A 15103-nucleotide genomic window follows, 5' to 3' on the forward strand; every position below is an offset into this window, starting at 1 on the left:
AGCTTCCGCCACCGACGACGGCGATGCCCACGGGCGTCGCCGTCGTCGTTAAACGCCGGTCAGGCGAAGGGGCGCGACGCCTGGTCCAAGGCGGCAACTTCCTCGGCGGTCAGCTCCACATCCAAGGCGGCCATCAGGTCCGGCAGCTGTTCGGGCGTGCGTGCGCTGGCCAGCGGGGCGGTAATGCCGGGCTTGGTCAGCAGCCAGGCGAGCGCCGTCGTCGTGAGGGAAATGCCGCGTGACTGGGCGACCGTCTCCAAGGCGTCCACCACCGCGAAGCCCTCGGCCGTGAGGTAATCACGGAGCATGCCGCCGCGCTCGCTGCTGTCGGCGTCGTCCGCCGAGTGGTACTTGCCGGCCAGGAAACCCGCTGCCAGCGAGAGATACGGGAACACCGAGAGGTTGTGTTCCCGGGCCAACGGAGCATAGCCCTGTTCGTAGTCTTTGCGGGCCACCAGGTTGTAGTGCGGCTGCAGCGCCACCGGCAGCGCAAAGCCGTTCTGCTGTGCGATGTTCATCCACTCGGCGATCCGCTCCGGGGACAGGTTGGACAACCCGATCTGGCGGACCTTGCCCTCCCGCACCAGGGCGTCGAAGGCGGCGGCCGCCTCAATCAACGGGGTGCCCTCGTCGTCGTAATGGGCGTAGTACAAGTCGATGTAATCGGTGCCCAGCCGCTGCAGCGAAGCCTCGGCGGCAGAGGCCACGTTCACCGCCGACAGTCCCTGGAGCTCCGGATGCCCGCCGACCTTCGTGGCTATGACCACCGATTCGCGGTTTTTCCGGTCCGCCATCCAGCGGCCGATGATCTCCTCGGACTCGCCCCCACGGTTTCCCGAAACCCATGCGGAGTAGCTGTCCGCAGTGTCGATGAAGTTGCCGCCGGCCTCGGTGAAGGCATCCAGCACCTGCTGCGAACCGGACTCGTCGGAGGTCCAGCCGAAGGTGTTGCCGCCCAGAGCGAGCGGGAAGATCTTGATGTCCGAAGTGCCGATCAAGCGCATCGAAGGTCCTTTCGAAGGTAAGGGGCGGCCTTCGCATGCCGCTTACGTTTAACCTAGCAGCGGCAGCCGCGTTCCCAGGACGCGGGAACGGCGTAGCCTGGCGGCCGGCGGCCCGCCGGGCAGCACGTCCGTTCCCCTAAACTTTAGGTATGGCCGACTCGCTGACCCCGCAGCAGCGCAGCGCCAACATGGCCAAGATCCGCGGCAAAAACACCAAACCCGAACTGGTGGTCCGCAAACTGCTGCATGCCAAGGGATACCGCTACCGCCTGCATGGCAGCTCGGGCGGCGCTAAGCTGCCGGGCAAACCGGATCTGGTCTTCGCCGGACGGCGGAAAGTAATCTTCGTCAACGGCTGCTTCTGGCATGCCCATGACTGCAAGGTCGGCCGGCATGCGCCGAAGTCCAACGCCGGGTTCTGGGAAGCCAAACGGTCGCGGACGGCTGCCCGCGACGAAGCCCAGCGGTCGGCGCTGCAGGCGGCGGGCTGGCAGGTCCTCACGGTCTGGGAGTGCGAGTTCAAGAAGACCGGCGATCTGGCTGCGCTCGAGGACAAGCTGGTCGCTTTCCTGGCCTGAGCCGGCCCGCTGATGACTAGCCGAGGAATCGGGCAGTCGCCGGCTCGGCACCGCGACGGCCGACGACCCCGATCACGGACAGGATCCGTCGGCCGTGTCCGAACTTCTCAGGCGCGGGCCAATATTCCCACCTCGGCGTGGACGCGGATGCCCGTCCGACCCGAGACTTGGAGTCGAGGACACAGATTCAGCCTGGTTCCGGACTATTCGGCCCCGTGTGTAGTTGAGTGCCGAGTCCCCTATTCGACGGGGCGCCCGAGCGACTCCAGGTCGTGGTCTGACCTGGAAACCACTGCGCGCTCTTTTTCGAAGTCCTGGCTTCGGCAGAGAAGCCAGTAGATCAGGCAGCCGACCGGAATGCCAACGAAGAAGGCGATATCGACGCCGCCAAGGGCCTCAGCCACTGGCCCCTGGTAAAAGCCGACGTTCATGAAAGGCACCATGATTAGCAAGGTCACGAGGTACGCGCTGATCCCCCGCCAGTTCCACAGTCCATACACGCCGTCCTGCTTGAACATTTCGGTCACAGAGTAGAACCCGCGCCTTACTACGAAGAAATCCGTCAGGTTTACCGAAGTCCACGGGGCCATCAGGTACCCGACTACCATCAGGACCGTCGCGAAACTGGTGTTGAGGAAGTCCTCCGGAATCAGGATGGCGGCGAACGTGCCGGTCACACCGATGACGAGGATCGTGACCACCCGCAGCTTGCGCGTCAGACGGATCCGGCGAATGCTATCCAGAGCCGTGATGAGCGTGAGCGAGCCGCCGTAAGCACACATGGCCATCAGCCCGAGAAGGCCGAGCCCTCCGCTGATGAGCATGAGCTCGCCGAGCCCGGGGAACACGTATCCGCCGGTGATCACGAGGCCGCTGACGATTCCCTCCGCGGGAAGGAGGGCTGCGCACACCGCTCCGACGCTCATGAAGGCGAACAGACCAAAGAAGAGTCCCGTCGACGTGACCGCGATGATGGCCGGTTTGCTCGTCGACGCCGGCATGTAGCGCGAGTAGTCGGAGACAAAGAACGCCCAGGTCAGCTGGTACCCGGTGGCGGCGGAAACCACGACCAGGAAGGGCCCGACGGTGAAGGACTGGGAAAGGTCGAACAGCTCAGCCGGGATACTCCCGCTCGCTGCCAGCCCGATGACGTAGACAAGGATGACCGCGACCAGGAACCACGTGATGACCCGCTGGGCTGTATGAAGCCAGTGGTAGCCGAAGACGGCCAAAAGAATCGCGGCGAGGCACACGATAACGGCCCAGAACTGCGGAACGCCGCCGGCGAGCTGAGCGGCGGTGGCGCCGAGCAGGTTGCCACCTAGTACGATGTACCCCAGTAGACGATGATCGCCATTACCCAGATGAGTAGCGCTCCATAGCGCCCGAACTGCGGGCGGGACTGGATCATCTGCGGCAACCCGAGATGAGGGCCCTGTGTCGCGTGGGCCGATACCGGGATGGTGCCCAGGAACGTACCGATAGCCAGGGCAATGAGCGTCCATCCCAGATTCAAGCCAAGTGCGATGCCGATGGCGCCCGTGGCCAGGGACAGCAGTTGGGCGCTGCCCGCAAACCAGATTGTCGCTTGGTCGGACAGCCGCCCCCGTCGTTCGCCCAGCGGGACGTAGTCGATCGACCTCGTCTCGACCCGGGAGAGGACGCTTGGCTGCCTATTGGAAGTAGTATCGATCATTTCTGCAACTCCTTTGTTGTTTTGTTGACGGGTCGGGCCCGTCGGACCTGCTACCGATCCAATTGGCTGCGTGTTCAACTCGCTCGGGCATCGGGGTATGGGAACCACCAGAAGTCCTGTTCGGAAGAGTTCGGATCAACCATGACGAGCTTGGCGTGTCGGAAGGTGTCCAAGCCTTCGGCGCCGAGTTGCCGACCGATACCCGAGAGCTTCCGCCCTCCGAAGGGGCCGGCGTCGTTGTCTAGTAGCGGGGCATTAACCCAGACCATGCCGGTTACGAGCTCCCGTTGTGCGCGATGAATTTCCGCGATGTCGGTTGAGTAGAGCGTCGCTCCTAAACCAAAAGGTGAAGCATTAGTCAGGTTGAGCGCCTCGTCGAAGCTCGAGACCTTATAGACGGGCGCGATTGGGCCGAACACTTCCTGCCCATACAGGTCCATGTCGGAGCTGCAGTTCTCGATGATTGTGGGGGTGAAGAAGAAGCCGCCCGCGAGGGCAGGATCCATCTGCGGCCGAGCGCCGCCCGTGACTAAGTGAGCTCCCTGCTCGATGGCTCTCGCCAGCAGACGCTCGACTCGGTCCCGCTCCCGAGCGTTCTCCATGGGGCCGATATCGACATGATCGAGGCCATGGCCTACCCGAAGCTCCTTGACGTTGCGGACGAACGCCTCCATAAACTCGTCATAGACTTCCTGGTGCACAAGGATCTTCTCCGCCGAGGTGCAGACCTGACCGCAGTTAATGAACGCTGCGAAAGCGGCTGCACGAGCAGCCACGTCAACTGGTGCCGATGGCATGACGATAAAGGAGTCGCTACCGGAAGCTTCGATCAAAAAAGGCTTGAATTTGTCAGCGCAGGTCTTCGCCACGGTCCGGCCGGTTGCGACACTCCCGGTAAACGCGACCATGTGCGTTTCAGGGTGCGCCACCAACTGTTGCGCGGCGGCCGGTCCACCAGGCACACATTGCACGAGCCCCGGATCGAGATTTTCGAAGACCTCCATGAACGTCAGCGTGGTCAGAGACGCGTTCTCCGAAGGCTTGATGATGACTGCGTTCCCTGCCGCAAGGGCAGCGGCCGCAGACCACATCATCAGCAGGACAGGGAAGTTCGCGGGAAGAATGATGACGGCCGTTCCCATAGCCTCCTTGACGGTGAAATGTGACTGCCCGTCAACGGTGCTGCCATGGATCGAACCGATCGAATTGCGGCCTATCTCGGCGTAATAGCTGAGCGCCGACGCACCCCAACCCATCTCATCAAGGGACTCCTTGAACGGTTTGCCCGTCTCAACGGTCATAACCTCGGCGACGAGTTCGGAGCGCTCGCGGATCCTTGCGGCCGTCTCATGCAGCATCTCAGCGCGGACGAGCGCCGTGCGCGCGTTCCAGCTCCTCTGGGCCGCATTGGCAGCAACGACAACTGACTCGACCTGTTCCTCCGTCGGGTCTGTGAAGCTGCCGATCTGACGTGCCGTCGCAGGATCGAGAACCCGCTCGCGGCGCCCACCTTGAGCCGGGAGCAGACCTTGGGCCCCGAAGATCTGGTCAGAAACGCGGTGAAGAGTCTGAGTTGCTTCAGCAGAGGGAGTCCTCTGGGGCGCGATGACCGGATTAGCGGACGTCATGTGTCGTCTCCTTGAGTTGCACTGCATGTGTCCTAACTCATGCAACTCGAGGGAGGTGCGGCCACTCAACTGTACTTCAAGCCAAAATCATGCTTCCGGCTGTTCGGGAGGCTAGTTCCGGAGGTGGAGCACACGGTTCTCGCCAACGCGTGCCGGTGGATGAAGCAGTCGGGCATCGAGACGAGCGGCCCTGAGACCTGCGGCCTCGTTTCATGGATAGTCCACCAGCGCCGGCTAGACCGGCTTTGAGCGCAGGGCGCGCGTGAAGGCTTTTCGTCCAATGATCTAAAACAGATCCTGTGGCTGTATTAGGATCCAGTGCTATGGCTGCGACAGAGACCGTCCTGAAAGTTCAAGACCTGGTATCGACCACCAGCCTGGGGATCAATGTCCTGGCGGGTGAAACAGGCTTGGACCGGGAAGTGCTTTGGGCGCACAGTTGCGAAATGCAGGCTCCGGAGCAATGGCTCGGTCCGCACGAACTTCTCATGACCGTCGGCCTCTGCATTCCCGTCGACCCGGGCAATCAGGTCGACTTCATCGGGCGACTCGACGATGCTGGCCTCGCCGGCCTCATGATCGGTGACCATGAGACTGCACCAGTCGTGTCAGAAGCGATGCTTGAGGAAGCAAATCAGAGGAAATTTCCCGTCCTGCTTGCCGCCGCGCAAACGCCCTACGCTGTCGTTGCGCGCCATGTCGCAGCTGCGACTTCCTCATCACAGATTCTGCAGGTACTCAAGCTCAGCAAGCTCTACCAGATCGCCGCGACGGCTGATGATGATGCAAGCAAGTTAGTACAAGACCTGGCATCCTTCCTGCGCATCGGCCTCCGCGTCAACGATGGCCTCACCGGGATGACCGTTCTTGAAGCGGACGTGGCACAAAATATGGAAGTGGACCGGTCGCAGCGGAAGTATCCGCTGCGTGGCACCCACGCGGCCGAACTCCTGATATTCGAGTATCCACGAGAGGCGCTGGAGAGTTTCATCCTGGTACATCTCATGAAGGTCCTCGAAATCAGCGTTGATCGGGTCCTCACCGCAGTTAACCATCGTGCTGAAGCATCTTCGCGCGCCTTGGGTCAGTTACTGACTGGTGCGTTCACTTCCGAGGTTGAGGCTTTTTTGGGCGAGCACCAAGCACTAAGCGGATTTCAAGTGGCAGCCTTTTCCTCCGGAGAAGGAGAGCGCATCGCTCGGGGAGTAGCACTGCGGCAACTACCAGTTCTTGTGGGGGCCGGGCCAACGGATCACCTTGCCCTCATTCCCTATGAGAACGTCGAGGACTTTCAGCGATTTGTGGAGCCGACGCACGTTCGCTTCGGTGTGTCTTCGACTTTTACGGATCATCGGGACGTCAGGACGTTTGCAGACGAAGCGATTCGAGTGCTTGCCGCCGCTCAGTACAGCGACCGGCTGTGGATCGAATTCGAAGGGACTACTATCGCAGTTCTCTCCAGGTCGCGCCGCGAAGCGGATGAGATTATCGCCGGTGTACTGGGCTCACTTGCCGAATCATCTGCCACTGCCACCAAGCTCAGAGACACGCTTTTTGCTTATCTGCGGAACGACCGGCATTGGCAGAAAACCGCCGATGAACTTGATATTCATCGGCAAACCCTCGCCTACCGACTTAACCGCATCGAGCAAGAATCCGGACTGAGTGTGACCCGTTCGGCTGACCTATCCGCGTTTTGGATTGCTTACCAGGCGTGGGAGGCAACCAGGGACCGCTAGTGGTTGTGTCGTCCTGCGCAGTGGTTGGACGCCCGATATGTGCGGGGATCCCGGTCACGGAGCAGACCGTTTTATTCCGGGTGCACCGCTGAGGCGCGGGTTTCAGGTCGTCTTGTGTTGGACGTGGGAATAGTTTCGCGCGCGCATTCATACAATAAACGGATCCGGCTGGCCACGGAGCGGGACTAGGCTCGGCTGAAATACCACCGTTACAGCGAGGAGATGGGCCAGATATGGTGCTGCAGGCCGACTACAATCCAGGTTTTGTCAACGGAGAGGTCTCATTCTGGATGCGGAGCATCGGCCTCCCGGAGAGACGGCCCTCACTCGACGGGGATACGGCGGTCGACGTGGCGGTCATCGGTGGAGGCCTCACCGGCCTCTGGACCGCCTACTACCTCAAGAAAGCACAACCGGAGCTGGAAATCGCCATCCTCGAACGGGAATTCGTCGGTTTCGGAGCTTCCGGACGCAACGGTGGCTGGATGAGCGCTGAGCCTGCCGGGCAATTTAGGCGCTATGCGAAATCAGGCGGCGTTGAGGCCGCTCATAGCTTGCAACAAGAGATGTTTGGTGCGGTGCGGGAATCGGTCAAGGTCGCCCAAGACGAGGGATTTTCCGCTGACCTGGTGCACGACGGGCTGATCCATGTCGCAACTAACGCCGCCCAGCTGTCCCGGGCACGCCACCACATCGACGAGATGAGAACGCAGGGGTGGGGTAACGAGGACGTCTTCGAACTCGGCCCCAACGAACTTGATGGGCGAGTCGGGGTGTCCGGCGCGCGAGGCGGGTACTGGACGCCTCATTGTGCGCGCGTCCATCCTGCTAAGTACACCCGTGGACTCGCCAATGTCGTCGAATCGCTGGGAGTCCGGATCTACGAGTCGACGACGGCTCTCAGCACTGGGGCGCACCGTGTACAGACAAACTGCGGAGTGGTGAACGCAAAGTTCATTGTCGAGGCGCTGGAGGGTTACACCCTGTCGCTGAAGGGCAAGGCGCGGAAACTGTTGCCGATGAACAGCAGCATGGTCGTCACGGAGCCGCTCGACGCGCAACAGCTTGAAGCGATTAACTGGGCTGGCGGAGAACTCGTTGGTGACGTCGCCCATAGCTTCACCTACATGCACCGGACCCAAGACGGGCGTATCGCCATCGGTGGCCGGGGCGTACCGTACAACTTCCAATCGAGCTTCGACCGAAACGGGCGAACAGCCGATGCGGCGGTAGCCCAGCTGAGGCACAGGCTCATGGAGCTTTTCCCCGCGCTGGCGAACGTCCGCCTCGAGCAGTCATGGTCTGGCGTCTTGGGCGCGCCCCGGGACTGGTGCGCTTCCGTGAACTTCGACCGCGCTACAGGCATCCTCTCCGCCGGAGGGTACGTGGGGCATGGTCTCAGCGGCACTAACCTCGCAGCGAGGACACTCCGCGACCTCATCCTCGGCGAAGACACGAAACTGACCAGGCTTCCCTGGGTGGGCCGGCAAGCTCGCAACTGGGAGGTCGAACCGATCCGTTGGATCGGCGCGACGGCGCTCTACGCGGCCTACAGGCATGCGGACCGTCGTGAATACGCCACTGACGCTCCCACCACCCACTGGCTCGCACGTACCGCGAACCTCGTCAGTGGCCGCTAAAATCGTCCACTTCCCCCGCCGGGCGGCCCCCTCTGCTGGGCGGAGGCGAGAAGGCGGAGGTCCGCCGGCGACGGTCACGCAGCATCTTGCTGAAGACCGTCGCCGCCGCCGATTTGACCAGACGGTTGGACGCCGTTTTAAGAGTCAGCCGACCAGGTGCGTGGGTGCGAACATCTTGAGCAGGGTCTCCACGACGACGACGTTCGGTCCCTCGGCGGCAAAGCTTTCCCGGAGCGCGGGGCCGACATCCTCCGCTGCCACCCGGCGTGCGGGCACGCCAAAGGCCTGCGCCAGGGCCACAAAATCCGGCCGGGCCAGTTCCGTGGCCGTCGCCCGGCCGAACGCGCCTTCCATATATTCGCGAAGGATGCCGTAGCCGCCGTCGTCCACAATCAGCCAGGTGACCGGCAGGTTGTGCTGGCGGACGGTGGCCAGCTCGCTGATCGAATACATCGCCGAGCCGTCGCCGGAGACGGCCAGCACACGCGCCGGCTTTCCTTGGCTGGCCAGGCCAACGCTGCCGCCGATGGCACCGGGAAAACCGTAGCCCAGGCCGCCCGCGCCCTGGGCCGAGTGGAACTCCCCGTCCCGGGAGTCCCAGCAGCTCCAGGCCCAGTAGGCGGAGATGGTCATGTCCCAGAAGGTTTGCATGTCGTCCGGCACGGCCTCGCGGATATCGGCCATGAAGGTCCGCTCCTTGGCCAGATCCTGGCTGTCCAGGCGGGCCTGCACCTTGGCCAGCGTGTCCTTGACCAGCTGCTCGGGCGTTTGGCCGTGCCAGTCGGGTCCGTTGCCCGGATCGCCGGAAAGGGCTGCGTCCAGCGCCTGCAGGGCCTGGCCGGCATCTGCGCGGATGCCCAGGGCGGGGCCGTTGGATTCGAGGACCCGGGGTTCGGCGTCGATCTGGATGATCCGTCCCCGCGGTTCCATCGTGAAATAGTTGCTCGTCACTTCGCCCAGCGACGAGCCCACGACCACCAGGACGTCGGCATCTTCGAGGACGTCGGTGACGTATCGGTCCTCGACCCAGGACTGCAGCGAGAGCTCGTGGTTCCACGGGAACGCGCCGTTGCCGCCCGGCGAACAGACCACCGGGGCACGCAGCTTTTCCGCGATGGAGCGCAGCCACGGTTCGGCCTTGCCCCGGCGGGCTCCGCCGCCGGCGATGATGGCCGGACGCTTGGCCTCGGAGAGCCAGTGGACGGCTTCCTTGACCAGCTCGGTCCGCGGCGGATTGTCGAACGCCTCGGCCAGCGCGTCCTCCACCGGCGGCACCATGATCGGGTCCAGCAGCACGTTCTGCGGCACCTCCACCCAGACCGGACCCTGCGGCGACGAGATCGCTTCGGTCCACGCGTCCTGAATGGCCGACGGAATGCCGGAAGCGTGCTGGATCAACCGCTGGCTCTTCGTGACGTTGGCCGCCGAGGCCTTCTGGTCGTCAAGCTGGTGCAGCATGCCCTTGCGGCGCGCGCCCAAGCCTTCCAGCGGAATCTGGCTGGCAATGACCACCATCGGCACGCCGGTGGCGTAGGCCTCCTGCAGCCCGGCCAAAGAGGTCAGGGCGCCTGGGCCGGTAGAGAGGAACAGCACGCCGACCTCGCCGGTGGCACGCGAGAACCCGTCCGCCGCGAACGCGGAGTTGTTCTCCACCCGGGAGGAGACGAAGCGCAACGACGACCGGGACAAGGCGTCGAACAAGCCCAAGGCATGCTGTCCCGGGATACCGAACACCGTGGTCGCACCCAAGGCGCTGAGGGTTTCGACCACGAGGTCCCCGCCATTGCGGACGGTCGGTCCGGCTGAGGCCGCTTCGGTGGAGGGGGCTTTCCCTGCTGCTGTCATTCGAAGGACTCCTGATCCAATCCGTTGCCGCTGCCTACGGCGGCGCCCGCGCCCTTGAGCGCCTGGGCACTGTAGCCGTTGCCGGACCCGCCGCCGGACGCGTTGTCGGCCATCAACGAAACGAGTTCGTAGGCCACATGGCTGCCGGCCACCCCTGTCATCTCCGCGTGGTCGTAGGCCGGGGCCACTTCCACCACGTCGGCGCCGACGAGGTTCATGCCGCGGAACCCGCGGATGATTTCCAGCAGCTCCCGGCTGGTGATGCCGCCGGCCTCCGGGGTTCCGGTGCCGGGTGCGTGGGCCGGATCCAGCACGTCGATGTCGACCGAAATGTAGAGCGGGGTGTTGCCGATCCGGTCGCGCAGCTTGGCCACCACGTCACGGACGCCTTCGTAGTAGACGTCGGAGCTGGTGACAATGCCGAAACCGAAACGATGGTCGTCGTCGAGGTCCTTCTTGCCGTAGAGCGGGCCGCGGGTGCCCACGTGGCAAATGGCCTCGGTGTCCAGGATGCCTTCCTCCACCGCGCGACGGAATGGAGTGCCGTGCGTGTACTCGGCGCCGAAGTAGGTGTCCCAGGTATCGAGGTGCGCGTCGAAATGCAGCATGGCGACCGGGCCGCCGGCACGCTCGGCGGCCGCGCGGAGCAGCGGCAGCGCGATGGTGTGGTCGCCGCCGAGGGTGACCAGCTTGGTGCCGGAGGCGGTCAGGTCGAGGGCGTTCTGCTGGATGGTCTCGATGGCTTCGTTGATGTTGAACGGGTTCACCGCCATGTCGCCGGCGTCGGCCACCTGGACCTCTTCGAACGGGCTGAGGTCCCAGGCGGGATTGTACGGTCGCAGCAGCCGCGAGGCCTCGCGCACGTGGTTGGCGCCGAAGCGGGCGCCGGGACGGTAGGAAACCCCGGAATCGAAGGGGACTCCGACGACGGCGATGTCCGCCTGCTGCACCTGGTCCAAGCGGGGCAGCCGGGCGAAGGTGGCGGCTCCGGCGTAACGCGGGATGCGGGACGAATCGATCGGGCCAAGATGGCCGTTGGCTTCCACACGAAGCTCTTCCATGGTTCTCCTCTGAGGGGCGCGGGCGGGCGGGTCAGTTGCGCGACCGACGCGGCATGGTTGCCTTATGTGCAACATCTGTTGCCTGTGATGTTATTTGTGGTGGGGGTAACAGTCAAGACCGCGGGGTGCGGCACGAGCTCTCGCGCGGCCCGGGCACACTAGCGCGCGGCCGCCGGGACCAGCGTCCAGGTGACGATGGCCTCTTCGTCGCTCTCGTTAATCCAGGTGTGCGGCTCCCGCCCGGAGAAGGAAATGGTGTCGCCGGCGCCGAGTTCATAGCGTTCGGAGGTGAAGACCAGGGTGATGCTGCCGGCGATCACATGCAGGACATCCACGTCGCAGTCCACCGAGTAGAGATCGGCTTCCCCGCGGCCGTGCGGTTCGATCACGGCACGGATGATCTGCAACCGGCGCTCGTGCCGGGCGGTCAGCAACTCCTCCTTGATGCCTTCGCCGCCCAGGTTGATCCGCGGCCCCTTCCCCGCGCGCGAGACGTGTGTTTCCGGCATCGAGAAGAGGTCACCGATGGAGATGGACAGCACCTGGCACAGGGTGACCAGCGACGCCACCGACGGCGAGGTCAAGTCACGCTCCACGCGGCTTAGGAATCCCTTGGTGAGCCCCGTCGAATCCGCCACCTGTTCGATGGTCATGCGCTGACCCTGGCGTGCGGCGCGGATCCGCGAGCCTATGGCCACCGGGGCATTGCTGGGTTCGACTGGCAGTGCCTTCACTAATCATCCTTCTCGGTGCAGAGTTGACGGAAGCGGCGTGCAGGCACTGCTCCCGTCGAGACCCCGGCAGCCTGGCCGAGTTGACGTGTGCCCCGTGCCACATTTAGCTTAACACTCAACACTTGTTGCCTCACAGGCAATTTCCGGCATGTCGTCCCGCGCTATTCTCGCTTGGAGTCCCCCATGGACAGTCAAATCGTCAACGTCGTGATTGTGGTGGCCTATCTGGCCGCCATGCTGCTCTTCGGGTGGTGGGGCAAAACCCGCACCAAGAACACCAGCGACTATCTGGTGGCCGGCCGCCGCCTCGGCCCCGTCCTCTACACCGGCACGATGGCCGCCGTCGTCCTGGGTGGAGCCTCCACCGTCGGCGGGGTGGGCCTGGGCTACAAGTGGGGCATCTCCGGAATGTGGCTGGTGGTCGCGATCGGCTCCGGCGTGCTGCTGCTGAGCCTGCTCTTTGCCCCGACCCTGCAGAAGCTGAAGATCTACACCGTGGCACAGATGCTCACGCTGCGGTACGGCGTGCACGCCACGAAGGTGTCGGGCATCGTCATGCTGGCCTACACGCTCATGCTCTGCGCCACGTCCACCGGGGCGTACGCCACCATCATGGTGGTGCTCTTCGGCTGGGAGCGCTGGCTGTCCATCGCCGTCGGCGGCGCCATTGTGCTGATTTACTCCACGGTCGGCGGCATGTGGTCCATCACGCTGGCCGACATGGCCCAGTTCATCATCAAGACCGTCGGCGTCTTCCTGCTGATGCTGCCGTTCACCTGGTCGGCCGCCGGCGGGCTGGACGGCATCCGCGGGCGCGTTGATGCGGAATTCTTCTCGCTGACCGGCATCGGCGTGCAGACCATCATCACCTACTTCGTGGTCTACACACTGGGCCTGCTGATCGGCCAGGACATCTGGCAGCGCGTCTTCACCGCCCGCAATCCCGGCGTCGCCCGCTGGGGCGGCGCAACGGCCGGCGTCTACTGCATCCTCTACGGAGCCGCCGGCGCCCTGATCGGCATGGCAGCCTCCGTGGCGCTGCCCGCCATCGAAGTCGAGGACGACGTCTACGCGGACGTGGCCATGAACCTGCTGCCCATCGGCATCGGCGGCATTGTGCTGGCCGCGGCCGTGGCGGCGATGATGTCGACGGCGTCCGGCTGCCTGATTGCCGCGGCGACCGTGGCACGCGCCGACGTGGTGCCGTTCGTCGCTTCCTGGTTCGGCAAGCACGTCCACTACGACCACGAGAACACCGAACACGACGTGGCCGGCAACCGGTGGTGGGTCTTCGGATTGGGTGCGGTCTCGATCCTGCTGGCCATCGTGGTGCAGGACGTGGTCGCTGCGCTGACCATCGCCTACGACATCCTGGTGGGCGGCCTGCTGGTCGCAATCTTGGGCGGGCTCGTCTGGAAGCGCGGCACCGGCCTGGGCGCCGCGTGGTCCATGGCGGCCGGCACCATCGTCACGCTGACCACCATGATCGTGCTGGAAGTCAACGCCGAGGAACAATATGCCGGTGTTTACGCCAACGAACCCATCTACTACGGCCTGATCGCCTCCGCGCTGGTTTACGTGGGAGTGTCGCTGCTCACCAAGCCCACCGATGCCGCCGTGCGCGAGGCGTGGGACCGCCGGGTGTCGGGGCAGGCAACGGAGGAAGTCCCGGTCGAGGGCCCCGACGAGGTCATCACGCGCTGAGGCTCCTGCCCGAGTCGGGTTAGGAGACGCTGACGGCGGGGCGGTCCTCAAGGGATCGCCCCGACCGGCTACAATGGAGGTTGCGAAGGGGAGTAGCTCCACCGCCGCGCGCGTAACGCGCACCGGGCGTGGAGGCCTGTCGACATACTGGCCAGCGTGTGCGGCCCGGCAGTCCACCTGAGCGCAGGGCAGGTACCGCCTGATCCGCTGCGCCCGGGCGAGCGAGACCTTCGGTCAGTTGATGGTTAACTGACCGGAGATCGTCGAATCGTCTCCGGTCCGACTCAGGAGCAGCGTGACAACGAGCCCCGATCCAGCCGGCCCCGACCCTATGGACTCCCAACCCGACGGCAAAGCATCGCCGTCAAAATCCGACATCCGGCTGTGGCGCCGTTATCTGGCCGACGAACGCGCCGAAGCCGCCATCTACCGTGACCTGGCAAGGCGCCGCGACGGCGAGGAACGCGAGATCCTGCTGGCCCTGGCCGATGCTGAGGGCCGGCACGAAAAACACTGGCGCGACCTGCTGGGCGAGCACGCCGGGCAAGGGCTGCGGCCGTCCTTGCGCCGCACCGTGCTGCGGTTCCTGGCCCGCAGCTTCGGCTCGGTGTTCGTACTGGCTTTGGCGCAGCGGGCCGAAAGCCGCTCCCCCTACGGCAGTGAGCCTGCGGCCACCGAGGCGATGGCCGCCGATGAACTGATTCACGAAGAGGTCATCCGCGGCTTGGCCACCCGCGGCCGCGCCCGGCTCTCCGGCAACTTCCGCGCGGCGGTCTTCGGCGCGAACGACGGGCTGGTCTCGAACCTGGCCCTGATCATGGGCATCGGTGCCACCGGGGTCTCCAGCGGATTCATCCTGTTCGCCGGCTTTGCCGGCCTCCTCGCCGGGGCACTGTCCATGGGCGCCGGCGAGTATGTTTCCGTGCGCTCCCAGCGCGAATTGCTCTCTGCCACCCGCCCCACCCAGATCACCCTGCGGGCAGCACCGGACCTGGACCTGAACGCGAACGAACTGGTGCTTGTATACCGCGCGCGGGGCATGACCCCGGAAGCTGCCGAACACCGTGCCGCCGAACGGATGGGCTACCTGGACTGCGACTGCGATCCGAGCCTGTCCCTGCAGCCGCCGGAAACGTACATCAACGACTACCAGGAGATCGGCACCGGTTGGAACGCCGCCCTCTCCAGTTTCCTGTTCTTCTCCAGCGGAGCGCTGATCCCGATCCTGCCCTACATCTTCGGCATGCAGGGCGCCGCGGCCGTCGTGGTCGCACTGGTGCTGGTCGGCTTGGCGCTGCTGGTGACCGGCGGAATCGTGGGGCTGCTGTCCGGGGCCTCGCCGCTCAAGCGTGCCCTGCGGCAGCTGGCGATCGGCTTCGGTGCGGCCCTGGCCACCTACCTGTTGGGTTCCTTGTTCGGCACCACGGCGGTCTGATCCCGCGTCGGTGGCCGGCTTGTTCACCTGCCGGCATCG

Annotated in this window: 12 protein-coding genes; 5 read left to right on the plus strand and 7 right to left on the minus strand. The window is 64.4% G+C overall.

Annotated features, from left to right (window positions below):
- Window positions 1-59: 59 nt before the first annotated feature.
- Entirely contained in the window at window positions 60-1004 is a 945-nt protein-coding gene (locus AC5RVS_RS12065) for an aldo/keto reductase (protein WP_494108304.1), read from the minus strand.
- Window positions 1005-1153: 149 nt separating this feature from the next.
- Here AC5RVS_RS12065 and AC5RVS_RS12070 point away from each other — a divergent pair, with 149 nt between their 5' ends.
- Complete coding sequence (locus AC5RVS_RS12070) at window positions 1154-1582, plus strand: very short patch repair endonuclease (RefSeq protein ID WP_493987668.1); 429 nt, start codon at window positions 1154-1156, stop codon at window positions 1580-1582.
- A 239-nt stretch (window positions 1583-1821) separates the two neighbouring features.
- Here the strand turns inward: AC5RVS_RS12070 and AC5RVS_RS12075 are convergent, their stop codons facing one another.
- The 3 genes from AC5RVS_RS12075 to AC5RVS_RS12085 all read right to left on the minus strand — a co-directional run bounded on the left by AC5RVS_RS12075 (window position 1822) and on the right by AC5RVS_RS12085 (window position 4906).
- Window positions 1822-2946: a purine-cytosine permease family protein gene (locus tag AC5RVS_RS12075; RefSeq protein ID WP_494108399.1), complete on the minus strand. Its 1125-nt coding sequence runs from the start codon at window positions 2944-2946 to the stop codon at window positions 1822-1824.
- Window positions 2904-3278 (minus strand): cytosine permease, encoded by a 375-nt coding sequence (locus AC5RVS_RS12080; protein WP_494108305.1) that lies wholly within the window; start codon window positions 3276-3278, stop codon window positions 2904-2906. The genes AC5RVS_RS12075 and AC5RVS_RS12080 overlap by 43 nt, the downstream gene beginning before the upstream one ends.
- Window positions 3279-3352: 74 nt before the next feature.
- Window positions 3353-4906 carry an aldehyde dehydrogenase family protein gene (locus AC5RVS_RS12085; protein WP_494108306.1) on the minus strand — a complete coding sequence of 518 codons (1554 nt, stop codon included), beginning with the start codon at window positions 4904-4906 and terminating at the stop codon, window positions 3353-3355.
- A gap of 323 nt (window positions 4907-5229) precedes the next feature.
- On the opposite strand from AC5RVS_RS12085, the gene AC5RVS_RS12090 reads away from it, so the two are divergent.
- Window positions 5230-6645 (plus strand): PucR family transcriptional regulator, encoded by a 1416-nt coding sequence (locus AC5RVS_RS12090; RefSeq protein WP_494108307.1) that lies wholly within the window; start codon window positions 5230-5232, stop codon window positions 6643-6645.
- Window positions 6646-6878: 233 nt separating this feature from the next.
- Window positions 6879-8285: an NAD(P)/FAD-dependent oxidoreductase gene (locus tag AC5RVS_RS12095; protein WP_494108308.1), complete on the plus strand. Its 1407-nt coding sequence runs from the start codon at window positions 6879-6881 to the stop codon at window positions 8283-8285.
- 144 nt (window positions 8286-8429) lie between these two features.
- Here the strand turns inward: AC5RVS_RS12095 and AC5RVS_RS12100 are convergent, their stop codons facing one another.
- The 3 genes from AC5RVS_RS12100 to AC5RVS_RS12110 form a co-directional block, all read right to left on the minus strand.
- On the minus strand, window positions 8430-10130 hold the full coding sequence (locus AC5RVS_RS12100; RefSeq protein ID WP_494108309.1) for a thiamine pyrophosphate-binding protein: 1701 nt from the start codon (window positions 10128-10130) through the stop codon (window positions 8430-8432).
- The gene (gene speB, locus AC5RVS_RS12105; protein WP_493987666.1) at window positions 10127-11191 is read right to left on the minus strand and encodes an agmatinase; all 1065 of its coding nucleotides are present in this window, start codon (window positions 11189-11191) and stop codon (window positions 10127-10129) included. The genes AC5RVS_RS12100 and speB overlap by 4 nt, the downstream gene beginning before the upstream one ends.
- 158 nt (window positions 11192-11349) lie before the next feature.
- Window positions 11350-11925, minus strand: a complete 576-nt coding sequence (locus AC5RVS_RS12110) for a helix-turn-helix domain-containing protein (RefSeq protein WP_494108310.1) — start codon at window positions 11923-11925, stop codon at window positions 11350-11352.
- A gap of 183 nt (window positions 11926-12108) precedes the next feature.
- On the opposite strand from AC5RVS_RS12110, the gene AC5RVS_RS12115 reads away from it, so the two are divergent.
- Together AC5RVS_RS12115 and AC5RVS_RS12120 are read left to right on the plus strand one after the other, a co-directional pair.
- The gene (locus AC5RVS_RS12115; protein WP_494108311.1) at window positions 12109-13629 is read left to right on the plus strand and encodes a sodium:solute symporter family protein; all 1521 of its coding nucleotides are present in this window, start codon (window positions 12109-12111) and stop codon (window positions 13627-13629) included.
- Between the two features lie 331 nt (window positions 13630-13960).
- Window positions 13961-15064: a VIT1/CCC1 transporter family protein gene (locus AC5RVS_RS12120; RefSeq protein WP_494108400.1), complete on the plus strand. Its 1104-nt coding sequence runs from the start codon at window positions 13961-13963 to the stop codon at window positions 15062-15064.
- The last annotated feature ends 39 nt before the right edge of the window (window positions 15065-15103 follow it).

This window comes from Arthrobacter sp. Y3221048 (assembly GCF_059092685.1).